Annotated in this window: 22 protein-coding genes; 10 read left to right on the top strand and 12 right to left on the bottom strand. The window is 72.3% G+C overall.

What is annotated here, in order from left to right:
• The first annotated feature begins 48 nt into the window (after positions 1-48).
• From ACWCO8_RS05015 to ACWCO8_RS05000, 4 genes are all read left to right on the top strand, one after another.
• Positions 49-1,443 (top strand): globin domain-containing protein, encoded by a 1,395-nt coding sequence (locus ACWCO8_RS05015; RefSeq protein WP_451030970.1) that lies wholly within the window; start codon positions 49-51, stop codon positions 1,441-1,443.
• Positions 1,440-2,249, top strand: a complete 810-nt coding sequence (locus ACWCO8_RS05010; protein ID WP_451030969.1) for a pyridoxamine 5'-phosphate oxidase family protein — start codon at positions 1,440-1,442, stop codon at positions 2,247-2,249. The genes ACWCO8_RS05015 and ACWCO8_RS05010 overlap by 4 nt, the downstream gene beginning before the upstream one ends.
• Before the next feature lie 100 nt (positions 2,250-2,349).
• A complete protein-coding gene (locus ACWCO8_RS05005; RefSeq protein ID WP_451030968.1) occupies positions 2,350-2,943 on the top strand; it encodes a DUF998 domain-containing protein in 594 nt (197 codons plus the stop codon).
• 195 nt (positions 2,944-3,138) lie between these two features.
• On the top strand, positions 3,139-4,437 hold the full coding sequence (locus tag ACWCO8_RS05000; RefSeq protein ID WP_451030967.1) for an MFS transporter: 1,299 nt from the start codon (positions 3,139-3,141) through the stop codon (positions 4,435-4,437).
• Here the strand turns inward: ACWCO8_RS05000 and ACWCO8_RS04995 are convergent.
• The 3 genes from ACWCO8_RS04995 to ACWCO8_RS04985 form a co-directional block, all read right to left on the bottom strand.
• Entirely contained in the window at positions 4,422-5,189 is a 768-nt protein-coding gene (locus ACWCO8_RS04995) for a hypothetical protein (protein ID WP_451030966.1), read from the bottom strand. The two genes, ACWCO8_RS05000 and ACWCO8_RS04995, sit on opposite strands and share 16 nt — an antisense overlap.
• A gap of 138 nt (positions 5,190-5,327) precedes the next feature.
• Positions 5,328-6,584 (bottom strand): serine hydrolase domain-containing protein, encoded by a 1,257-nt coding sequence (locus ACWCO8_RS04990; RefSeq protein ID WP_451030965.1) that lies wholly within the window; start codon positions 6,582-6,584, stop codon positions 5,328-5,330.
• 153 nt (positions 6,585-6,737) lie between these two features.
• On the bottom strand, positions 6,738-7,541 hold the full coding sequence (locus tag ACWCO8_RS04985) for an endonuclease I family protein (protein ID WP_451030964.1): 804 nt from the start codon (positions 7,539-7,541) through the stop codon (positions 6,738-6,740).
• 349 nt (positions 7,542-7,890) lie between these two features.
• On the opposite strand from ACWCO8_RS04985, the gene ACWCO8_RS04980 reads away from it, so the two are divergent.
• Entirely contained in the window at positions 7,891-9,228 is a 1,338-nt protein-coding gene (locus tag ACWCO8_RS04980; RefSeq protein WP_451030963.1) for a flavin-containing monooxygenase, read from the top strand.
• 15 nt (positions 9,229-9,243) lie between these two features.
• Here ACWCO8_RS04980 and ACWCO8_RS04975 read toward each other — a convergent pair whose 3' ends face one another.
• From ACWCO8_RS04975 to ACWCO8_RS04950, 6 genes are all read right to left on the bottom strand, one after another.
• The gene (locus ACWCO8_RS04975) at positions 9,244-10,467 is read right to left on the bottom strand and encodes a DMATS family aromatic prenyltransferase (RefSeq protein WP_451030962.1); all 1,224 of its coding nucleotides are present in this window, start codon (positions 10,465-10,467) and stop codon (positions 9,244-9,246) included.
• A 104-nt stretch (positions 10,468-10,571) separates the two neighbouring features.
• The gene (locus ACWCO8_RS04970; RefSeq protein ID WP_451030961.1) at positions 10,572-11,921 is read right to left on the bottom strand and encodes a cytochrome P450; all 1,350 of its coding nucleotides are present in this window, start codon (positions 11,919-11,921) and stop codon (positions 10,572-10,574) included.
• Positions 11,922-11,936: 15 nt separating this feature from the next.
• Complete coding sequence (locus ACWCO8_RS04965) at positions 11,937-12,530, bottom strand: GTP-binding protein (RefSeq protein WP_362010735.1); 594 nt, start codon at positions 12,528-12,530, stop codon at positions 11,937-11,939.
• A complete protein-coding gene (locus ACWCO8_RS04960) occupies positions 12,505-12,882 on the bottom strand; it encodes a DUF742 domain-containing protein (protein ID WP_362010738.1) in 378 nt (125 codons plus the stop codon). The genes ACWCO8_RS04965 and ACWCO8_RS04960 overlap by 26 nt, the downstream gene beginning before the upstream one ends.
• On the bottom strand, positions 12,879-13,280 hold the full coding sequence (locus ACWCO8_RS04955; protein WP_362010740.1) for a roadblock/LC7 domain-containing protein: 402 nt from the start codon (positions 13,278-13,280) through the stop codon (positions 12,879-12,881). The genes ACWCO8_RS04960 and ACWCO8_RS04955 overlap by 4 nt, the downstream gene beginning before the upstream one ends.
• A complete protein-coding gene (locus tag ACWCO8_RS04950; RefSeq protein ID WP_451030960.1) occupies positions 13,277-14,449 on the bottom strand; it encodes an ATP-binding protein in 1,173 nt (390 codons plus the stop codon). Before ACWCO8_RS04950 ends, ACWCO8_RS04955 begins: the two co-directional genes overlap by 4 nt.
• A 307-nt stretch (positions 14,450-14,756) precedes the next feature.
• Here ACWCO8_RS04950 and ACWCO8_RS04945 point away from each other — a divergent pair, with 307 nt between their 5' ends.
• Positions 14,757-15,278 (top strand): cupin domain-containing protein, encoded by a 522-nt coding sequence (locus ACWCO8_RS04945; RefSeq protein ID WP_451030959.1) that lies wholly within the window; start codon positions 14,757-14,759, stop codon positions 15,276-15,278.
• Positions 15,275-15,673, top strand: coding sequence for a VOC family protein (locus ACWCO8_RS04940; RefSeq protein WP_451030958.1), 399 nt, complete (start codon positions 15,275-15,277; stop codon positions 15,671-15,673). The genes ACWCO8_RS04945 and ACWCO8_RS04940 overlap by 4 nt, the downstream gene beginning before the upstream one ends.
• 18 nt (positions 15,674-15,691) lie before the next feature.
• Here ACWCO8_RS04940 and ACWCO8_RS04935 read toward each other — a convergent pair whose 3' ends face one another.
• Positions 15,692-16,882 carry an ROK family transcriptional regulator gene (locus tag ACWCO8_RS04935; protein ID WP_451030957.1) on the bottom strand — a complete coding sequence of 397 codons (1,191 nt, stop codon included), beginning with the start codon at positions 16,880-16,882 and terminating at the stop codon, positions 15,692-15,694.
• Between the two features lie 49 nt (positions 16,883-16,931).
• Positions 16,932-17,636 carry a 4'-phosphopantetheinyl transferase family protein gene (locus ACWCO8_RS04930; RefSeq protein ID WP_451030956.1) on the bottom strand — a complete coding sequence of 235 codons (705 nt, stop codon included), beginning with the start codon at positions 17,634-17,636 and terminating at the stop codon, positions 16,932-16,934.
• Positions 17,637-18,041: 405 nt separating this feature from the next.
• Between ACWCO8_RS04930 and ACWCO8_RS04925 the strand changes: the two genes are divergently transcribed.
• Genes ACWCO8_RS04925 through ACWCO8_RS04915 form a run of 3 tightly spaced genes read left to right on the top strand, consistent with a single transcriptional unit; the run spans position 18,042 to position 21,555 of the window.
• On the top strand, positions 18,042-19,331 hold the full coding sequence (locus ACWCO8_RS04925; protein WP_451031427.1) for a uracil-xanthine permease family protein: 1,290 nt from the start codon (positions 18,042-18,044) through the stop codon (positions 19,329-19,331).
• Positions 19,328-20,848, top strand: a complete 1,521-nt coding sequence (locus tag ACWCO8_RS04920; RefSeq protein ID WP_451030955.1) for an amidohydrolase family protein — start codon at positions 19,328-19,330, stop codon at positions 20,846-20,848. The genes ACWCO8_RS04925 and ACWCO8_RS04920 overlap by 4 nt, the downstream gene beginning before the upstream one ends.
• Positions 20,845-21,555, top strand: a complete 711-nt coding sequence (locus ACWCO8_RS04915) for a sulfite exporter TauE/SafE family protein (RefSeq protein ID WP_451030954.1) — start codon at positions 20,845-20,847, stop codon at positions 21,553-21,555. The genes ACWCO8_RS04920 and ACWCO8_RS04915 overlap by 4 nt, the downstream gene beginning before the upstream one ends.
• Before the next feature lie 18 nt (positions 21,556-21,573).
• Here ACWCO8_RS04915 and ACWCO8_RS04910 read toward each other — a convergent pair whose 3' ends face one another.
• The gene (locus tag ACWCO8_RS04910; RefSeq protein WP_451030953.1) at positions 21,574-22,629 is read right to left on the bottom strand and encodes a LacI family DNA-binding transcriptional regulator; all 1,056 of its coding nucleotides are present in this window, start codon (positions 22,627-22,629) and stop codon (positions 21,574-21,576) included.
• Between the last annotated feature and the right edge of the window lie 21 nt (positions 22,630-22,650).

The following is a 22,650-nucleotide window of genomic DNA, read 5'->3' as shown; positions in this document are numbered from 1 at the left end:
CCCCATGCGCGTAGACCGACCGAAAGACGTTCGAGGCGAGGCAAACCGATGGATGGTCCGACCCACACGTCGGCCGACAACGAGAGCTCAGGCGGCATAGGCCGGGACGCAGGCTGGTTCGGGCGCAGCCCCGGCGGCACACCGGGCCCCGCACCGGGCGGCCCTTCGGCCGGCACGGCGCGCCCCGCACCCGGCCCCGCGCCGACCCCCGCTCCCGGCCCCGCGCCCCGCCCCGTACCGAGCCCGGCTCCCGCCCCCGCGCCCCGTCCCGCACCGGCCCCCGCTCCGGCCCGGCCGGCCCCCGAGCCGCCCGAGGACACGTCGGACGCCGCGCTGCTGCGCCGGACGCTCGCCGAGATCGAGCCGATCGCCCACACCGTCACCGGGCACTTCTACGCGCTGCTCTTCCTCAAACACCCCGAGCTGCGCGCCCTCTTCCCCGCCGCTATGGACACCCAGCGCGACCGCCTCTTCGGGGCGCTGCTCACCGCCGCGACCCATGTCGACGACGCCGCCACCCTCACCGCGTACCTCACCCGGCTCGGCAAGGGGCACCGGAAGTACGGGACGCAGCCCGAGCACTACCCGGCCGTCGGCGAATGCCTCATCGGCGCCCTCGCCCGCTACGCCCCGCGCAGCTGGGGACCCCGTACAGAAGCCGCCTGGGTCGGCGCCTACACCGCGATCTCCCAGATCATGATCGACGCGGCGGCCGAGGACGAACTGCGCGCCCCCGCCTGGTGGCAGGCCGAGGTGGTCGCCCACGAGATGCGGACCCGGGACGTCGCCGTGGTGACGGTCCGCCCCGACCAGCCCTACCCCTTCCTCGCCGGGCAGTACACCGCCCTGGAGACCCCCTGGTGGCCGCGCGTCTGGCGGCACTACTCCTTCGCCTCCGCGCCCCGCTCCGACGGACTGCTCTCCTTCCACGTCAAGGCCGTCCCTGCGGGCTGGGTCTCCAACGCCCTCGTGCACCGGGCCCGTCCGGGCCATGTCATCCGCCTCGGCGGGCCCTCGGGCTCCATGACCGTGGACCACAGCACCGACAACGGGCTGCTCTGCCTCGGCGGCGGCACCGGCATCGCGCCCATCAAGGCCCTCGTCGAGGACGTGGCCCAGCACGGCAGACGGCGCTCCGTCCAGGTCTTCTACGGGGCGAGACACGGCAACGACCTGTACGACATCGACACCATGCTCCGGCTCCAGCAGTCGCATCCGTGGCTCTCGGTCCGCCCGGTCGTCGACGACGGCCTCGAAGGGCAGCTGTGCGGCCAGCTCCCGGACGCGGTCCACCAGTACGGCCCGTGGCACACGTACGACGCCTATCTCTCGGGACCGCCCGGAATGATCCGGCGCGGCGTCGACACGCTGCTCGGCATCGGCATCCCCACCCACCGCATACGGCACGACTCCATCGAAGAACTGGTCGGGGCACGGAATTGAGCACTTTCGAAGAGACCGGCCACCGGCGGCCGACGCCGGTCCGCACCGCCCGTCCGGGCAGCGACGGCGAACACCAGGTCCAGCGGCGCATGGGGACCACCGAGCGGGCCGACAAGTTCTACAACGAGCAGGTCCTCGACCGGCTCAACCCGCGCATGCGGGAGTTCGTGGCGCGCCAGGAGATGTTCTTCCTGGCCACCGCCGACCGGCACGGGGAGTGCGACAACACCTTCCGGGCCGGACCGCCCGGCTTCCTCCACGTCCTGGACGACCGGACCCTCGCGTACCCCGAGTACCGGGGCAACGGCGTGCACGCCAGCCTCGGCAACATCGAGGAGAACGCCCACGTCGGCATCCTCATGATGGACTTCCTGCAGGACCGCATCGGCCTCCACGTCAACGGCCGGGCCCGGATCGTGCCGGACGACGCCATGCGCCGCGCCCACGCCGGGCTCCCCGTCGACCCCGTGCCGGGCCGACGCGCCCAGGCGTGGGTGGAGGTCACGGTCGAGGAGGCGTACATCCACTGCGCCAAGCACATCCCGCTCCTGCGGAAGGTGGACAGGTCCGGCTCCGGACGCGCGTGGGGCACGGACGACGTCCGCCGCAAGGGCGGCGACTTCTTCGGCGCCGCCGCCGACGCTCCCGAGCGGGGCGCGTACGCGCCCCCGCCGCGCGCCGACGCGGAGACCTGGCGGGCGGAGGCGGAGAAGGCCCTGGAGCGGGCCGCGCCGCGCCCGGCGGCGGCCGACGGAGCCGAGGACGAGGAGTTCCACGGCTGGTTCCAGCGCAAGGTGACCGCCTGACCCTCGCCGCGGCGGCCCCGGCTCGCAGGCGCCACCCGTTCGGACTCCGGCCCGTCCGCGTCCACGTGGCGGCGGCGACCGATCGGCTTACGGTGGGCGGATGCGACCTGTTCCACGGTGGGCCCTGGTCTCCTCGGGATGCGCGCCGCTCCTGCTGGCCGGGGGCTGGGTGCTCGCCGCACGCCTCGAGGGACCGGGGTACGACCCCGCCACCCAGACGATCAGCGTCCTGGCCGCCTACGGGTCCGAGGGGTTCTGGGTGATGACCGGCGCCCTGCTCGCCCTGGGCTTCTGCCATCTGCTGACCGCCTGGGGACTGCGCCCGGCCGCGCCCGCCGGACGGGTCGCCCTCGCGGCCGGCGGGGTGGCGTCCCTGGCGGTGGCCCTGCTCCCGACACCCAGCAGCGGAGGATCCCTGCGCCACGGCTCGGCCGCCGCGCTCGGCTTCGCCCTCCTGGCCCTCTGGCCGATCCTGGCCGCCCACCGCGGCCGAGCCGCCCCGTGGGGCCTGCGGCTGGCGCCCGCGCTCGCCGCGACCGCCCTGATGGGGCTCGGGGCGGTCTGGTACTTGATCGAGACGCAACGCCAGGGCGCCCCCGGCGCCGCCGAACGCCTCGTGACCTGCATGCAGTCGCTGTGGCCCTTCCTGGTCGTCACCTCCTGCCTCCGCTTCTCCACCGACGACCGCACCTGACCGCCTCCGACCTCCCCGACCGACGCGGACCTGGGGACCGCCCCCGACCTTTCCCTGAACCTTCCCTGACCCGGCTCTGACGTCGGGGGAGAGACCTGAAGGAGCCCTGAACAAAGGTCCCTTGTACGGCGTCGGGCAGCCGCCCGATCATGGAATCCGGTGCGCCCGGTGGGGCAGGAGCGAGGACGGGCTGGCATGGAGACGAGCACGGACCCGGCGGCGTCCACCCATCCGTTCCGGGCCCTGCGCGTCCGCAACTTCCGCCTCTTCGCCACCGGGCAGGTCGTTTCCGTCGCCGGCACCTGGATGTCCGTCGTCGCCCAGGACTGGCTCGTCCTGGAGCTGACCGACGACTCCGCGACCGCCCTCGGCACCGTCACCGCCCTGCAGTTCGCCCCGATGCTGCTCCTCACCCTGTACGGCGGGAGGCTCGCCGACCGCTACGACAAGCGGGCCCTGCTGACCGGCGCCAACCTCGTCTCCGGGCTGCTCGCGCTCGCCCTCGCCGTCCTCGTCCTCACCGGGACAGCCGGCCTCCCGCACATCTACGTCTTCGCGTGCGCCCTGGGCCTGGTCAACGCGGTAGAGGTGCCCACCCGAATGTCCTTCGTCGGCGAGCTCGTCGGCCCGGAGCTTCTGCCCAACGCCTCGGCCTTGAGCGCCGCGTACTTCAACGTGGCCCGGGTCGCGGGCCCCGCCGTCGCCGGACTCGTCATCACCGCGTTCGGCACCGGCTGGGTCCTGCTGATCAACGGGCTCAGCTACGCCGCGACCGTGCTCGCCCTGCGGCGCATGCGCCCGGGGGAGATCCTGCGCGCCGCCCGCCCGCCCGGCCGCACCCGGGTCGTCGACGGCCTGCGCCATGTCCGGGGCCGCCCGGACCTGCTGGTGCCGCTCGCCCTGGTCGCGGGAGTGAGCCTCTTCGGGCTGAACTTCCAGCTCACGCTGCCGCTGCTCGCGAAGACCGTGTTCCACGCCGACGCCACCTCCTTCGGCCTGCTGACCACGGCCTTCGCCGCCGGCTCGCTGGCCGCCGCCTTCCTCACCACGGCCCGCAGGTCCCGGCCGTCGGGGCGGCTCGTCACCTGCTCGGCCCTGGTCTTCGCCGTCCTGGAGACGACGGTCGGCTGGGCGCCGGGCTATCCGGCCGCCGTGGTCCTGCTCTTCCTCACCGGCGGCGCCTCGATCTACTTCGCCCAGGCCGCCAACCACCGCGTCCAGCTCGGCAGCGACCCCCACTACCGGGGCCGGGTGCTCGCCCTCTACACCCTCATCCTCCAGGGTTCCACCCCCGTCGGCGCGCTCCTGGTGGGCGCCATCGGGGCGGAGTGGGGCGCCCGGGCCTGCTTCGTCGTCGGCGGCCTCGCCTCCCTCGTCACCGCCCTCGCCGCGCTCGCCCACCGCTCCGGCCGCTCGGGCCCCGAGCCGGGCGTGAGCCGGGCCTCGGGTCCTGCGGACGTCCGGGCGGCCGGCGCGCGTCAGCCGCCCGGCTGAGCCTCCCAGGCCTTCGAGAGCCCCTCCAGCCAGACCGGGGGCAGTTCCCCGAGGTCCCACTCCTCCCGCAGCGCGTCCGGCGCGGCGACGAGGCGTTCGAGCACGGCGACGCTGCTGGGGGAGTGCAGGAGGGAGTAGCGGCCGTGGATGGAGACGTCGCTGCCGGGTCCGTACTCCGCGTACAGCGCGGCGAGGCGGGTGCGCCGCTCCTCGGTGAACTCCTCGAGACGGCGCGCGTACCCGGCGCGCTCGGCGGTGCTCATCGTGCCGAGGACGGCGACGAGGACGTCGTCCGACACCTCGGGGTCGAGGTCCGAGACCTGCGTGAACCTGAGGTAGAGCGGAGTAACCGCCACCATCGCCCGCGCCACGTCCACCCCTGCGACCGGGGGATGGACGTGCGCGGTGTCGGGGACGGGCGCGTCCGGTCCCAGGGCCTCGCGTACGGCGTGGTCGGCCCTGCGGAGCAGCGCGTCGCCGGCCGTCCGGGCGCAGTCGTGCCACCCGGTGGCGTAGCGCTGGCCCTTGCCCGCCGGGGTGCCGGCCTCGATCCCGGCGATGTCGCCGTGCGCCTGGGTGAGGGCGCCCGCCTCGACGAGCGCGAGCAGCCGCCCGGCCTCGTCCGCGGGTACGCCGGTGCGCCCGAGGAGTTGGAGGAGGGTCGTCTTCGCGTTCATGACGTCGGCCGAGTGCACCAGGGTGGCGGGGTGGGCGACGTTCTCTTCGTGAGGCGGCGGCTGCTCCGAGTTCATGGTGCCCATGCTGCCCGACGGGACCCTCCGTCAGGTGAACGCCGTCGGGACCGGATCCACCGGAATTCCGGTCCCGAGGTTCGGCGGGTCCTACCAGGGAGCGGTGCCCGTACCGGCCGGGGCCGGTGTCCCGGTCGGTCAGTCGATCGACAGGGGCGTGCCAGGGGCGAGCTTCGCCGCGATGCGCTGCGCGACCACCTCGGCCTGGTTGCCGTCGGGTGTGGTCGCCGTCTTGGTCGCGGAGACCGCGATGGCGAGCCGCTTCGACGGGAGGTACGCCTGGATCGCCTGGTAGCCCGAGAACGACGGGTTCTGCACCAGCCATCCGTTGACCACGATGACACCGAAGCCGAAGTGCTGGGCCTCGGTCTGCTTCAGGCAGATCGAGGCGGGGCAGGTCTCGCTCGCTCCGCCGAGGCCGACCGTGCCCGGGTTGAGCAGGGTGCGGTACGAGCGGGGCGAGAGGAGTTCACCGCTGCCGATGCCCTCTGCCGAGCGGGCCAGGTCGCAGACGTCGGTGGTGATGACCGCGCCGGGGGCGGTGGTCCACGACGGGTTCCAGAAGGTGGACTCCTCGTAGATGCCGCGGTCGGAGGTGAAGGCGTGCAGGACCGGGCGCGGGATGTCCGGGGTGAGGTTGCTCCGCGTCTCGCGGAGCCCCAGGGGCTTCCAGACCCGCTCCTTCATGAACGTGTCGATCGGGGTGCCCGTGATCTTCTCGATCGCGGAGATCAGGAGCAGATAGTTGGCGTGCGAGTAGCTCCAGCTGGTGCCCGGCTCGTACCAGAACGAGTGCTTGAGCGGGAAGGCGAGCAGCTCCGCCGGGGTCCACTGCTTGAACGGATGGGCCTCCAGCTCGGCCCCGAACGCCGGGTCGGTGACGTAGTCGTGCAGGCCGGTGGTGTTGGAGGCCAGCATGCGCAGGGTGATCTGCTCGGCCTTGGGGAGATCGGGCAGCCAGCGCTCCACGGTGTCGTCGAGCCGGACCTTCTTCTCCTCGACCAGCTGCAGGAGGCCCGTGGCGATGTGGGCGAAGGCCACGGAACCCGCGCGGAAGTGCATGTCCGGCCGGGCCGGGACCCCGGTCATGGACTGTCCGAGCGCCTCGGTGACGACCTCGCGCCCGTCGACGGTGACCTTCAGCTCCACGGAGTTCAGGGCGAGGTCGTTCGCGGCCTTGCGGGCGATCTCCATGACCTCGCGGGCCCGCGGGTCGCGTGTGTGCTCGGTCCGCACGCAGTCGCTTCCGCCGCGGCCGTCCGGGCCCTTGCCGGGCGCGGGAGCGGGCGAGGCGACGGTCGTCGGGGCGGTGAGGCCGAGGAGGGCGGCGCAGAGCAGGGCCGTACGGGCGGCCGCACGCGTGCGCCGACGCCGCGGGGAGGGTGTCTGTGTCATGCCCGGCACTATGGCGGGAAGCCCGCCGCGAACCGGTCGAACACTCCGCACATGGGGCGAGACGCGCCCAAGTGGGGCAGGGCGTGTCCGCCAGGGGGCTGAGCCCCGCCCGCCAGGGAGCGAGGCTCAGCGGACCGCCTGCGAAGCTGTGCTCTACCAGATCGCCTCGACCCACTCGGGGTGGTCGATGAACGGGTTCCGGTTGCCCTGGTAGGTCCCGTAGATGAGGTCGTTGCGCCGCTCCTCGAACGCGCTCGGCGGGTCCTGCTCGTTCCACTGCTTCAGGACCGAGAGCCGGCCGTGCAGCGGGACGCTGCCGTTGGAGGTCGACTCGTTGGGCTCCAGGTCGGCCCAGGCGTCGTCACCCTCGTAGCGGACGGCCATGTAGAGGATCATGCGGGCCACGTCGCCCTTGTCGGCGGCGCGCGGCTCGAAGGAGTTGGAGTCCGTGTAGCTGCCGGGCGCGCCGCTGACCGGGCTGCCGCCGTTGTCGAAGTCCTTGTTGCCGCGGATGCTGTTGACCTGGACGTCGGCGGGGCGCAGGTGGTGCAGGTCGGTGCCGGGCCCTGCCGAGGTGCCGAAGTTGCCGTGCGACTGGGCCCACACGTGCTCGCGGTTCCAGTTGCCGACGGCGCCGCCGTTGAGGGACTTGCTGCGCGAGGTGCCGCTGTACAGCAGGATCACGTTGGCGGTGTTGTTCGGGTCCTGGTCGGTGACCTTGAGCGCGTTCCAGACGGCGTCGTACGAGATCTTCGTCTGGCTCTTGATGATCGTGTGCAGCGAGGACTTCAGGGCCGGACCGGTCTTGCCGATCGCGTTCTTGTAGTACGTGCTGTCGTACGCGGTGGTCGTCGCGCTCGCGGGGGTGGCGGCGACGGTGGGAACCGTGAGGGCGACGAGGACGGCGGATATCGCCGCGGCCACGGACTTCCATCTTCCGATGTGCAGGGCGGACATGGGGGGGCCTTTCGTGGGGGACGGCACGCGCGGGACCGACCGGGTGGGCTCAACACCGCCGCGATCTACGCGTGTTGACGACGTGCAAGCGGGAGAATCGCACGGGGGAGGGGATGACCGTGTAACCCGGAGAAGGCTTTTTCGTGACGTTCTCGCATACGGAGCACCGCCGTTGCCGCTCTGCGCCGCCCCGTCCTGCCCGGGCCCGACGCCGCGATCCGCGTCCGCCCCTCGGCGGCCGGTCTCGAAAGCCTGGTCGGTATCGTGATCTTCCCGGGCCGAGGTCCGGGGGACAGCGGCGGCCGTCGTTGCCCGGGGCGAGGACGGATGGTGTTCTGTGGAGGCTTCCTTGGGCGGGTCACAGGCCGGTGGCGCTCCCCGTACCGCGACCGTGTGCGTCATCGGCGCGGGCCCGTCGGGTCTGGCGACCGCGCACGCCCTGGCGGGCCGCGGCATCGACTTCGTCTGCCTGGAGAAGGCACCCGACGTCGGTGGGCTGTGGCGCCGGACGGCGGCGGGCGAACCGGGGCCCGGCTACCGGTCGCTGCACCTGAACAGCTCCAAGCAGCTCACCGAATTCGTCGACTTCCCGATGCCTGACGCGTTCCCCCTGTACCCGGGACACGCCGACGTCGCCGCCTATCTGCGGTCGTTCGCCGAGGAGGCCGGGCTGCTCGACCGGGTGGAGCTGCGGACCGAGGTGCTCGCCGTACGACAGGACGGCGACGGCTCCTGGACGGTCACCAGCCGGGACGCGCGCGGGGAGGTGACGGAACGGCGGTTCCCGCACGTGGTCGTCGCCTCGGGCCACAACACGGAGGCGCAGCTGCCGAATCCGCTTCCGCCGGGCGCCGACTCCTTCGCCGGAACGATCCTCCACTCGATGGACTACCGCGACGGCGCCGACTTCGCGGGACAGCGGGTGGTGGTCGTGGGTATGGGGGCCTCCGGCGTGGACATCGCCGCGGACCTCTCCCGGCACGCCGCGCGGACGTCGCTGTCCATCCGCCGTGCGCTGCACATCGTGCCCAAGCAGCTCTTCGGCATGCCCGTGGACCTGATCGCCGACGCGCCGTGGTGGGCCGAGATGTCCATGCCCGAGCAGCGCGCCTTCGTCGAGCAGGCGCTGCTCGTGGCCCGTGGGCGGCTGTCGGACTACGGCCTGCCCGAGCCCGACCACGCGATCTTCTCCTCGGCCGTCACCATCTCGGACGAGATACTCAGCCGCATACGGCACGGCGGGGTGATCCCCAAGCCCGCCATCCAGTCCCTGAAGGGCGACCGGGTGACCTTCACCGACGGAACCGTGGAGGAGGCGGACGCGATCGTCTACTGCACCGGCTTCCGCATGTCCTTCCCCTTCCTGCCCGCGGGGTGTCCCACGGACGGGCAGGACGACCAGGTCGAGCTGTACCGGCGGATGGTCGCCCCGGACCGCCCCGGCCTGTACTTCGTCGGCCTGATCCGTCCCGTGGGCTCGATCACGCGCCTGGTGGAGGCCCAGGCGCGGTGGGTGACGCGGGTCGTGGCCGGCGACGAGCCCCTGCCGGCCGCCGACGTCATGTGCGACGAGATCGACCTGTACCTGAAGGGTGTCGAGGAGCGCTACGGCTCCAGCCAGGGTGCCTCGTTCCAGGTGGACGTCGCCTCCTACCTGCGGGAGTTGAGTGAGCCGCAGGACGCGTAGGCGCCGCCCGGCGGATCAGCGCCGGGACCGGGGAGACGGTACTCCCGTGATGGCGGGCGGCTTGACCTCGTACGCCTCCGAGGAGATGTAGGTCGTCACCCGCGTCGGGCGGCCCTCCTGGTGGGCGAGCCCCACGTACGCGACGAGGCCCACGCCGTCCCGCAGCCGGCGCGCGGTCACGGCGGAGAGCGAACGCAGGAGCGGGGTGGGGTCCATGCCGTACCGGCCGAGGACCGCCAGCGCCCGGTCGAGGGCCTCGCCGTCGTGCCGGGCGTAGTCGCGGACCGGGATGTAGAGGGTGAAGCCGCTCGGCCGGCCGGTCGCCGTCTCGGTGAACGAGTGGCAGGACTGGACGGGACGCAGGTCGAGCCGAGGGTCCCGGCCCTCCGCGGACTCGGCCCCGTCGGGGTCGTGGCCGGCCATCGTGCGGAAGAAGGACGCGATCTCCGCGGGACCCGGCCCGCCGTCCACACGGGAGAGTTTCGCGGCCTCCTCGGCCGACATGTCGTGGTGCGCGAGGTAGACCTTCACCCGGGGCTCGTCCCAGTCACCGAGATCGAGGGCGAAGAACAGCGGGCGATCGCCCTGGGGGAGCGCCGCGAAGGCCTGGTGGTGACCGAGTCGGCTCAGGGCCTCCCGTACCGTATCGGCGGAACGTTCCTGCCCGGACGCCGCCGGGTTGAGATACACCTTGACCCTGGGTACTCCGCCCGGGACCATCTCCAGCGCGCACCAGAGCGCCAGCGGCCCCTGCGGGTCGGGCGGGAAGAACAGGTCCTCGAGCTGGTCGAGGCGCCCGGTGTCGATGCCCCAGCCCCGCGCCATCCGGCGGACGGCCTCAAGTCCCGCACGGCCGTTGCTCGCCAGGTCGGGGGCGCCGCACCCCGGTTCGAGGACCACCCGCAGCGTCGGCGCGGCGTCCGGGGTGAAGGCGAGCGAGAACTCCACCGGCGTGTGGTCGTCCGCGACGAACGAGTCGTCCGGGGCCGGCAGATCGAGCGGGCGCTCGCCGACCGGCCCGAGGAGCGTGAGCAGCGTCCGGGCGTACGCCGCGGAGTCGGGCCCGCTCAACCCCGCGGTCTCGCACAGCCGCAGGAGCTGCCGCGCCGTGTGACCGCCGAGCGTCTCCGCGTGGCGCGGGAGGGCGCAAGAAGATACCCGCCCGGAGGGGCGGGTATCGAGGGGGCCGACCGCGCGGGGTCTGCGAGCAAAACCGGCATCGACGGATATCGGTTCCACGAGATCTCTTCTCCTCATGAGCACGCCAGAATATTCGCCGTGCTCACTACCCCCGCCGCTGATCGATCATGCAGCGGCGGGGGAGCCAAGCGGAGTGGCCTCCATCACTTGGCCAGCCAGTTGAGGAACTGGCTCCACATTCCGCCGCGCTTGCGACCCGCCTCCGCCTGCTCCGGCCCCGGCCGGGCCGACGTCTCGGCGTGGCCCTGCGCGCCGCCCCGGCGCACGGTCTCGACCGGCGTGAACCGGGCGGGCAGCGTGGCCAGGCCCCGGTTGAACGGGCCCGGACGCCAGACGAGGCTGTCCTCCGGCACCGCGAGTTCGACGTCCGCGAGCTGGTTGAGGAGGTTCTCGATGGCGATGACGGTGATCTGCCGGGCGGGGTCCTTGGACGGGCACGCGTGCGGGCCCGCGCTCCACGCCAGATGGGCCCTGTTGCTGCCGGACTCGCGCGCCGCCGTCAGCGCGGGACCGGTGTTGGCGGCCGCGAAACTGACCAGCACGAGATCGCCCGCCTGCAGCTTCTGACCGGCGAACTCCATGTCGGCGGCCGGATAGTGCGGCGCGAGGTTCGGCATGGGCGGGTTCTCCCACAGCGTGTCGTCGATCGCCTCGTCGATCAGCCCGCCCTTGTGGGCGTACGCGTCATGGGTGAGCAGCCGGTGCAGGGTGTTGCCGATGAGGTTGCGCAGCGGCTCGTTGCCCGCCACGAGCAGGAGAGCGAGCTGGTGGACCATCTCCTCGTCGGTCAGCCTCGACTGGTGCTCCATCAGCCACGAGGTGACGTCGTCCCCGGGCCTGGCACGCTTCAGCGCCACGAGTTCGCCGACGGCCCCGAACAGCACCTCGACGGCGCGCTCGGCGTTCACACCGTCGAACATGCCGGTGATGCCGAACAGGATGCGGTCGCCGATGTCGGCCGGGCAGCCGAAGAGCTCGTTGAAGACGAGCAGCGGCAGCTGCTTGGCGTAGTCGCCGAGCAGGTCGGCGGAGCCGCGGGCGGCGAACTGCGCGATGAGGTACGCGGAGACCTGCTCCGTGGTCCGGCTCAGCTTGCGCACGTCGACCCGCGCCATGCTGTCCGTGACCGCCTGGCGCAGCCGCAGGTGCTCGGCCCCGTCGCTGAACATGCAGTTGGGCCGGTACGCGAGCACGGGCACGATCGGGTTGTCCGGGCTGACGAGCCCCTCGTTGAGGTGCCGCCAGCGGCGGGCGTCCTTACGGAAGTTGCCCGAGTCCTGGAGGAGCTGGAGGGCCGTCGCGTAGTCCGTGACGAGGGTGGCCTCCACCCCGGGAGCCAGCTCCACGGGAGCGGTCGGCCCGAAGTGGCGCATGTACGCGTAATACGCGTCCGGGTCGGCCTGGAACTCCGGCCCGTACAGCGGGACCCGGCCGCCGTCGGCGTGCGCGGGGCACCCCGGCGGGGGTACGGGGGCGGTGGATCGAGCGTCCATGATTTCTCTCTGCTTCTAGTGAGCGCGGTCCAGCAGGTACCGGACGAGGGTGATCAGCGCGTCGGCGGACGACTTCTCGTCGCGCGCGTCGCAGGTGACGATCGGGGTGTCGTCGAGCAGGTCCAGCGCCTCGCGGAGCGCCCGCTCCTCACGGCCGGCGGTCCCGTCGAAGTGGTTGACGGCGATCGCGTAGTCGAGCCCGTACTGCTCGATCAGGTCGATCACGGCGAAGGAGTCCGCGAGCCGCTCGGGGTCGACGAGCACGAGCGCGCCGAGCGCGCCGCGCGCCATGTCCTCCCACATCTGGACGAAGCGCTGCTGACCGGGCGTTCCGAACAGATAGAGCACGACCCGCTCGCTGATCGTCAGCCGGCCGAAGTCCATGGCCACCGTGGTGGTGGTCTTGGACCGGACGCCCTTGAGGTCGTCGAACGACTCGCCCGCGCGGGTCATCGTCTCCTCGGTGGTCAGCGGAGGGATCTCCGAGATCGCACCGATGAACGTGGTCTTGCCGACGGCGAAGTGGCCGACGACGAGGATCTTGACGGCGGTCTGCGTGGCGCCGTCGCGCACGTACGCCTGCTCACCCAAACTTGGCGCGGAGACCATTCAGTACCTCCTCGAGGATGTCTCGGTCCGCGAGCGCGGCACGCTGCACGGGAGGGCGGGTGATGAGGTATCCGCCCTCGGTGAGGGCGGAGAGGAGGATCCTGACCACGCCGATGGGCAGCTTGGTGTGCCCCGCGACCTCGGCGACCGAGAGATAGCCGGCGGTGCACAGGTCCAACAGGCTCTGCTCCTCCGGCGAGAGCCGGGTCGGGCGCTGCTGGTGGTCGGCCGACGCGGTGACCAGGGTCACCAGCGACAGCTGCTCCTCGTCGGGCAGGCCACGTCCCTTGGTGATGACGTAGGGACGGACTAACTCCGCCGACTCCGGCTCCCGTTCGTCGTAGCGGCTCATGAGCGGGCGCCGAGGTTCTCGCGCGGCGGCGTCGTCAGGGCCTTGCCCAGCTGGCCGACGAGCTGCTGCATCCGGAACGTGATGTCCTGCATGTCGACGTCGGGCGAGGCCGAGACGCCGAGGTAGGCGCCCTCGCCCGCGGAGATCAGGAAGACCCAGCCGCCGTCGAACTCGACCAGCGTCTGACGCCACTGCAGGCGCCCCGGCTCCACGAAGAAGCCGAGCGAGCGGCTGAGCGACTGCATGCCGCTCATCGCGGCGGCGACCGTGTCCGCGTTGTCCTTCCCGAACTCCTTGGTCCGGGCCATCAGCAGACCGTCCGCGGAGACGAGGACCGCGTGCAGCGCCCCGGGTATCTCCAAGGCGCTGTCAAGCATCCATGACAGATCGTCGTTCACGAGACCTCATGCCCTTCGCTGCTCGCATCACGTGTGCTGCTCGATTGATCCGCCGACTCCGGCCGGGCCGCCCGTCCGGACTGCGTGCCCCGCTGGAAGGCCCCCATGATCGCGGCGGTCTCCGCGCCGGAGCGCGCCGGAGCGGGCGCGGACTGCTCGCCGCCGCTCACGATCGCCATCGGCCGCTTGCGGCGGCGCTTCGGCAGACCGTCGTCGGTGGTGGCCGTCGCGGCCATCACGGGAGCGGGGCCACTCGGTTCCGGGACCGCGGCGGCCGGGGCGACCGGCTGCGGGGCCTTCTTCTCCGGCATTCCGGTGAGCAGGTCGTGCGGAAGCAGGAGGACGCCGCGGACGCCTCCGTACGGCGAACTGGAATCCACGGACACCTCGAATCCGAAGCGCTCACAGAGCACACCGATCACGGCGAAACCGAACTGCGGCGGGCTACCGAGTCCGGAGACACCGGACACCCGCTCGGTGGACAGGAGCTTCTCGGCCCTGACCCGTTCCTCGTCGTTCATACCGACACCGGCGTCGTCGACGACGATGCAAATGCCCTTGGGCACGGTACGGATATTGATCTCGACCACGGTGTCCGGGCTGGAATAGCTGGTCGCGTTGTCGAGAAGCTCGGCGAGCGCGAGGGCCACCGGCTCGACGGCACGGCTGGTGATGCCGAAGTCGACCTGGGAGAGGATCTCCACACGCCGGAAGTGCCGGATACGACCCTGGGCGCTGCGCACCACGTCGTACACCGAGGCGATCTCGCGGTGCCGGCCGAGCCAGCCGTCGCAGAGCACGGCGATCGACTGGGCGCGCCGGCCGAACTGTGAATTGGTGTGGTCGATTTCCAGGAGGTCCCGGAGAATGACCGAGTCACCGTACTTGTTCTGCAGTCCCGAGATGACCAACTGCTGCTCGGCGGCGAGGCCTTGGAGCGTCCGCATGGCGGACTTCAGAACCGACTTGGTCGATTCCTGGGCGCGGTCCTTCTCGTCCTCGACGGACTTCGTGTAACTGGTCTCCAATTCGGAGTAATGTGCCTTGAGCTCCTCGGTCCCCTGCCGTAAGGTCCGAATCGCCTTGCGCTGGCGAACGATGACGGCGACGGCGCCAAGTGTGGCGGCCAGGAGGACCCAGAGGACCGGGTTCTGTGCGTAATACGTCATAAGACTCTCTTCAGGCGACTGACGGTCGTTGCTGAATTCCGTCAATGCGGGTGGCCCGGCTTCCTTCCGTGTCCGGGGTACCGTCCGGAGGGTCGCCGTGGTCGGAGATGTCGTCTTGCACCCATCCACCGCTCCGCAAGCGTGGTGATCTTAGCACCGGGCACGAACAGGTGACCGATCGTCAAAGACTGAACCACGTATGGCCTCTTGGTTCCGCGAGTGTTCACTGCTCGTTCATCTCACGCCGCCCCGTCCCGGGCGCGACAGCCCTGGTCAGAAGCCTGTTCATGATCGTAAGGTCCGGATCATGACCCAGAACGCGTCCCACGAGACGCCGTCCGCCGCACCGTTCCCGCCCGTCCTGACCCGGCACGCCGAGGCCGAGACCTGCGCCGACCCCAGCAGCGTGATGACGCTGCTCGCTGACTCGGACGGCACGGCGGACGGATTCACCAGCTACCGGTCCAGCTTCGCCAAGGGTGCCGTGGGCGCACCCGCGCACTTCCACACCAAGGCGACCGAGCTCTTCTTCGTGATCAGCGGCTCCCTCCAGGTGCTCGTGGGGGAGGAGGTCACCGTCCTGGAGGCGGGTGACTTCCTCGCCGTGCCGCCCCACACCCCGCACGCTTTCGCCGCCGCGCCCGGCTGCGAGGCGGACGTGCTCTTCGTCTTCACGCCCGGCATGGGCCGCTTCGACTATCTGCGGCTGCTCGGCCGCGTGATGCGCGGCGAGGCCGACCCGAAGGAGATCGCCGCCTCCGCCGAGCGGTACGACAACCACTACGCCGACAGCCCGGTCTGGCGCGCGGCGCTGGAGGTCTCGGAATGATCGACCCCAGCACGCACGTCCGCGTCGCCAGGCCCTCGCGGGACCTCGCCGCCGCCGAGCGGTTCTACGTCGACGGCCTCGGCCTCGACGTGCTCTGGCGGACGACCGAACGCGTCCCGGGCGAGCACGACCTGCTGATGGTCGGACCGCGGAACGGGCCCTGGCACTTCGAGTTGACCCACGACCCGGAGCACCCGCTGGAGCCGACTCCCACCGTGGACGACCTGTTCGTGCTCTACCTCGGCGAGTCTGCGGACGAGTCCCTGATCGACCGGCTGACGGCGGCCGGCGGTACGCGGGTCGCGGCGCACAACCCCTACTGGGACGAGCACGGCGTGACCATCGCGGACCCGGACGGCTACCGGCTCGTGCTCTGCTCCCGCACCTGGGGCTGAGGGCCTGGCGGTGCGCTCCTAGGAGTGCAGGCGGCCAGGGTGCGGGCGGCGTTCGAAGACGACGTCCCGCGCCGTGTCCAGGGCGATGGCCAGGGCGCCGTGGAGCACCGCGTCCTCGCCGAGGGTGCTCGCGGCGACCCTGGGTCGGATCGGGGTGAGGGACCGCAGGGCGCTCCGTACCGTACGCAGCAGCAGATCCGCGCTGTGGCCGATGCCGCCGCCGAGGACCACGAGGTCGGGGTCGAGCACCGCGGACACGGCGGCCACCGTGTGCGCCAGGCGCTCGCCCTCCAGCTCGACCGCCTCGACGGCGGCCGGGTCGCCCGACCGGGCCGCGTCGAAGACGTCCTTCGCGCTGAGGTCCCCGGTCATGCCACGGTCCTTGGCGGCCGCGACCACCGCGTCGCCCGCGACGAGCCCCTCCAGGGTGCCCGGGCCCTGGCGCCCCGGCCACGGCATGAAGCCGATCTCGCCCGCACCGCCGTGCGCGCCGGTGAAGAGCCGGCCCTCGCTCACCACGCCCATGCCCAGGCCGGTACCGATCATCAGGTACACGAAGAGCCTGCTGCCCGCGCCGACCCCGACGGTGTACTCGCCGAGCGCCGCGAGGTTGGCGTCGTTGTGCACGGCCAGGGGAAGGCCGAGGCCCTCGCGCATCCGGTCGAAGAGCCCCGGGCGCCCCCAGCCGGGCAGGTTGCCCGCGAACCTGACCCGCCGGAGCTCCTCGTCGTATACGCCGGGCGTACCCGCGACCGCCTGCACGATCGTGGCCGGCGCGACACCCGAACTCCCCACGAGCTCCCGGGCGGTGGCGACCACCAGGTCCGCCATCGGGCCCGACGTGCGAGCCTGGTTGCGGACCTCCGTACGGGCCACGACCGTGCCGTCGAGGTCGGCGAGGGCCACGCGGAGCCAGGCCCGGCCGATGTCGATGCCGAGCGCGTAGCCGGCGGTCGGATCCGGCGCGTACAGCACTGCGGTCCGGCCGCGTTCGGGCGTGTGGACGCCCGCTTCCCTGACGAGCCCGGCCTGTTCGAGCGAGGCCAGGGCGCTGGAGACCGTGGGCTTGGACAGGCCCGTGGTCCGGGCGAGCTGGGCCCGGGAGGCTGGCCCGCCCGAGCGCAGCAGGCCGAGCAGCAACCGCTCGTTCCCGCTGCGCAGGCGCTGCGGGTTCCAGATCTGCTCTCCACCCACGTCGTTGCTGGTCATCCCGTCATTCTGGCGTATCGCACAAGCCCTTCGGCACGTGGCCGCGCGCTCAGACCCGTATGGCCACGGCCCCCGCGTGCGTGGGGTCGACCGGAACGTCGGCGATCCGCCAGCCCGGCAGTTGGGCCTCGCACGGCTCGGCCGCGCCGACGTGGTCGAGGGTGAGCCCGCGGGCGAGGCCGGTGCCGAGGCCCTTCAGGTACGCCTCCTTGCGCGCCCAGGTCCGGGCGAAGGCACGTGGGCAGTCGGCCGCCGCGTACCCGGCCAACTCCCGCGTCTCGCGCGGATGCAGCATCGGCGCGACCTCCTCGACCGTGGCGAGATCCGGAAGCCGCTCCACGTCCACTCCGACCGGGCTCGCGGCGAAGGCGAGCAGGCCGAGGCCGTCGCTGTGCGAGAGGGAGAAGTGGAGGGGATCGCCCGCGACGGCGGGCCGCCCGTGCGGCTCCCCGCACTCGGGGCACGGCCGCCGTACGAACGGCACGTCTCCTGGCTTCACCCCGAGGTAGGCCCCCAACAGCACCCGTAGCCCCACGTGCACTTCGGTGTACGTACGCCGGTCCGCGGCGCTCCGGAACCCCCGCGCGGTCTCCAGCTCCCGGGCGTCGAGCACGTCCATCCGCGCGGCGGGCAGGTCGACTTCGGCCGCCCGGACGAGCCACACGTGCGGAGCCTCGTCGGGAGCGGGCGGGGCGAGCGGCGCCGGCGGCTCCTGCCCGGGGACGCGCGGGAACAGCCGCGGCTCGATCTTCATGGGGACAGTCTAGGAGTCTTGACGGTGGGCGGGAGCCCTCGGATACTGGCGGCCAAATCGATTTGGCCACCTCGCTTTGGCCCTCCGTCCGGGGCTGGATCGCGGCTGATATCCGAGCGTGCAGCGACGCCCGAACGGAGCCCGAACGTGTCCACTCCCCAGCACCTCCCTGGCCTTCCCGGCACGGAACGACGATCCCCCGCTTCTGAGACACCGGTCCGCGGGACCTCCGAGCCTGAGACCCCCAGCCCCGAGACTTCCGAGACCCTCGAGCCCGAGACCCTCGAGCCCGAGAGCCCCAGCCCCGCGACCCCCGAGCCCTCCGCCCCCGAGGCCCCCCACCCCGTCGACCAGTCCCGCCCCCTCGGCAGGATCCTGCTCTTCGGGGTCCAGCACGTGCTCGTCATGGCCGCCACCCCCATCTCGGCGATCTTCCTGATGAGCGCGACCCTCCGCCTCGACCCCGGACTCACCGTCAACCTGCTCTCGGCGGCCTTCGTGCTCTCCGGGGTCGGCTCCCTGATCCAGTCCCTAGGGCCGTGGAAGTTCGGCCCCCGGCTGCCGTTCGTCATGCTGCCGGGCGGCGCGCCCCTGATCCTCTTCCTCGCCATCGCCGAACAGCACGGTCTGCGCACCGCCACCGGGGCCGTGATCCTCACCGCGGCCTTCTACTTCCTCGTCCTGCCGGTCTTCTCCCGGCTGTTGGCCTTCTTCCCGGCCCTCGTCATCGGCACGATGATCGTCATCGTCGGCGTCAACCTGGTGAAGGTCGGCGCGGTCCTGGTCACCGGACGCCCCGGCACGCCGGGCTTCGCCGACCCCCTCAACCTCGGCCTCGGCCTGGCCACCATCGGCTTCACCGTCGCCTTCTACCTGTTCTTCAGCGGCATCCTGCGCCAACTCGCCGTCATGCTCGGCCTCCTGGCCGGCACCTGCCTCGCCGCCGCCCTCGGCGCCGTCGACCTCGGCAGCGCCACCGACGGCGGTCTGCTCACCCTCCCGCAGCTGATGCCGTTCGGGTCGCCCCAGTTCAACCTGGTCGCCGCCCTGCCGCTGATGCTCTACAGCCTCGCCTCCATGGCGGAGGCAACCGGACAGACCGTCATCAACGCGGAGGCCGTCGGCAAGGAGATCGACACTCGCGCCGATGTCCCCAAGACCGTCAGGGGCGACGCGCTCACCTCGCTCTTCGGCGGCTTCTTCGGCCTGCCGCTCATGGTCACCAGCGGCGAGAACATCGGCATCGTCCGCGTCACCGGCGTCCGCAGCCGCTACGTGACCGCCGCGGCCGGCGTGGTCCTCATCGCCATCGGGTTCCTCGCTCCCGTGACCCGCGCGATCAGCGTCATCCCGTCGGCGGTCGTCGGCGGCACGGCGATGGTCGTCTTCGCCGTGATCACCGTGCTCGGCGTCCAGATGCTCGGCCGCTCCGACCTCGGTACGCACACGAGCACCTTCATCTGCGCCGTCGCCCTCGCGCTCGGACTGCTCCCGATCCTCGTTCCGGGCGTGTACGGGGGCTTCCCGCCGAACCTCCGCATCCTCCTCGAAAGCGGCGTCGCCGTCGGCGCGTTCGTCGCCGCCGTCCTCAACGTCCTCTTCCACCACGTCAGGCCGAACCTCGCCGCCCGGCTGACCTCTGCCCGCCCCACCGGAGCCCGCCTCGGCTCCCCTCGTACGGAAAGCGACCGATGAACCAGCTCATCACCCGTGACGCCCTGACCGGTTCGGACCGGCCCCTCCTGCTCGTGCCGGACGCCGTGCTGCTGCCGGAGGGCCCCGCCGAAGGTCACGCGGTCGTCATCGCCGACGGGAGCTTCCAGCGGGTGGGACCCCTCGGGGACCTCGCGCGCACCCACCCCGATCTTGATCCGGTCCCGCTCCCCGGACACCTCCTCATGCCCGGCTTCGTCGACGCACACCACCACCTCACCCAGAGCTTCGGTGCGGCGCTCGCCTTCGGGGAGCCGTCGGAGATCTTCCGCCGGGTGTGGGTACCGCTGGAGGGCGCCCTGGGCGAGGAAGCGGCCTACGTCGCCGCCAAGTTGGCCGTGCTCGAAGCCCTGCGCGGCGGCTTCACCACCGTCGCCGACGCGGGGACCCGCGCCGATGTCGACGTGGAGGTGGTGGCCGCCGCGGCCCGCGACGCCGGAATCCGGTGCGTCCTCGGCCTGGTCCGCAACGACGCCGACGGCGAGACGCCGTCCGTTCCGGACGCCGCCGAGAAGCACCTCGCGCGCTACGAAGGCGACCCGCTGATCCACCCCTCCCTCGCCGTCTCCATCCCCGAGGCCGCCACCGAGGAGACCCTTCGGGACACGGCCCGTCTCGCGGCCGAGTCCGGAGCGGTCCTCCAGATCCACGTCAACGAGCACCTGGCGGGGGTCGAACGCTCGCTCGTACGCCACGGTCTGCGGCCCCTGGAGTACCTCCACAGGCTCGGCGTGCTCGGCCCCCACTTGCTCGCCGCGCACGCCACGCTCCTCACCCCGCGCGAACTCACCCTGCTCGCCGAGACGGGCACCACCATCAGCTACAACCCCGTCGCCAGCGCCTGGAAGGGCAACGCCGTCGCGCCCGCCACCGCCATGGCCGAGCGCGGCATCCGCTTCGGACTCGGGACCGACGGCACGCGCGGCGACGGCTTCCGGCTCGCCGACGCGGCCGAGTTCGCGCAGCGGCTCGCGTACGGGCTCGCCATCGGCGACTCGTCCTGCGGCGCCGGCTGGACCTGGCTGGAGCACGCCACCCGCGGCGGAGCCGACGCCGTCGGCCTCGGCGCACGGACCGGAACGATCGCCGAGGGGCTCGCCGCCGACTTCCTCCTCGTCGACACCACCACGCCGGAACTCGCGCTCTCCTGGGACCTGCCCTGGGAGCTGGTGCGGCGCGGCAACCGCGACCAGATCACCGCCGTGTTCGTCGCCGGCCGGCTGCGCCTGTGGGGTGGTCGGCCCGTCGACTGGGACGGGACCGCTCTCGTGCGCCGGGCGGCCGAGCTGGCGCGTACGGCCGTGGGCGGCGCCGCCATCACCCGCGTCCACCCGACATCGACGGCGGCGCGGGCCGAGGGGACGGCTCGGGCCGAGAGGGCAGCTCGGGTCGAGGGGACAGCTCGGGCTGTGGGGACGGCTCGGGCCGAGAGGGCAGCTCGGGTCGAGGGGACGGCTCGGGTCGAGGGGACTGCTCGGGTCGAGGGGACCGCGAAGTGACCGTCGAAACACTGGCGGTCCTCGCCCTCACCGTGACGGCCGCCGCGTTCGTCCAGGGCAGCAGCGGACTCGGCTTCGCCCTGATCGTCGCCCCGGTGGCCGGCATTCTCGACCCCCGCCTGCTCCCCGTGTTCGTCCTGGCATCGATGATCCCGCTCAACCTGTACGTCGCCTGGCGTGAACGGGCCTCGCTCGACCTGCGCGGCGCGGGCTGGATCACGGCCGCGCGCCTCGCGGCGACCCCCGGCGGCCTCGCGCTGCTCTGGCTGATCCCGGAGCGCAGCCTCGGTCTGTTCGTGGGCGTCGCCACCGTGCTCGCGGCCGTCGTGAGCCTGGCCGCGCCCGCGTTCACGCCGGGCCGGGTCGCCTATGTGGGCGCGGGGGCGGTGACAGGGCTGACGGAGACGGCGACGGGGGTCGGCGGTCCGCCGCTCGCTCTCGTCTACCAGCACCGGCCGCCGGCGGAGCTGCGGTCCACCGTCGCCGTGTGCTTCCTGGTCGGTGAAGTCGCCTCGCTGCTGCTGTTGTTCGCTACGGGGGAGGGGAGGCCGGCCGACCTGGGCTGGGCCCTCGCCCTCGCGCCCGCGATCGGGGTGGGCGCGTGGCTGAGCCGCTTGGCGCACGACCGGCTGGACGCGCGGCGGATGCGGCTCTTCGTGCTCGTCTTCGCGCTCGTCTCGGGGGCGGTGCTGATCCTGGGTCTCTGAACTCTGAACGCCGAGGTGTCAGGCCGTCGTACCCCGCTGCGACGAGCGACGGGCGATGACGCGCGGCTCCGGGACGGTCGGCACGGGCGCGGTGGTGGCGGCGTCGCCGCCCCCGCGCAGCCGGCCGAGGAGCAGCGTCACCGCGTCGGCCGCCGCGCGATCCAGGTGCAGGTCCACGGCGGTCAGGGGCGGTTCGCAGGTCCGGGCGCGCAGACCGTCGTACCGGGTGACGACCATGACGTCGTCCGGCACGGCGCGCCCGCTGTCCCGGATCGCCCGGACCGCGCCCACCGCGAAGGCGTCCACCATCGCGCAGACCGCGTCGATCCCGGGGTGCTCGGCGAGCAGGGCCGCGCACCGTTCGTACCCGGCCTGCTCACCACCCGTCTCGGGAGCGGTCGCCACGATCGGCGTCCAGCCGTGGTCCGCCGCGAGCCGTTCGTAGGCGGCGCGCGCGTCCACGGCCGAGTGCCGCCGGCCGGAGCCGATGAGCAGGGCGGGCCGGCGGGCCCCCTGCTCGTGCAGATGGGTCAGGAGCAGCTCGGCGACGAGACCGCCGCGCAGATCGACGTACGGTACGTCCTCGGCGGGCGACCCGGGCCTGCCGAGCGTCACGAACGGCAGCCCCCGTTCCTTGAGGGCGGCGACCGCCGGGTCGTCGACGTCGGGCTCGACGACGATGGCCCCGTCGATGTCGACGGAGTACAGCGCGGAGCCGGACTGCACGGGCGGGACGAGCACCAGCGCGTAGTCGTGCAGGAGGGCGCTCTCGGCGGCGGAGGCCGCGACCTCCATGTAGAAGCCGAGCCGGGACGGTCCGCCGGCCACCGCGAACGGCATGGAGGAGGCGAGGGCGATGGCCTTCGCCTCCCCGCGCCGCAGCCGCTGCGCCCGCAGGTTGGGCCGGTATCCGAGCTCCGCGGCGACCTGCTTGATGCGCTCCCGGGTCCGGGGGTCGACCTTGCCGAGCCCGTTGAGGGCGTGCGAGACCGTCGTACGCGACACACCGGCGACCCTGGCGACGTCGGCGATCGTCGGCGGCCTCGTACCGGGACCGGAACCGGGGCTGGACATCAGGGCGGACGCTCCTCGCGT

This window comes from Streptomyces sp. NPDC001927 (assembly GCF_053594455.1).
The sequence above is the reverse complement of the archived record's forward strand: the minus strand, read 5'-3'. Positions and strand labels throughout refer to the sequence as shown.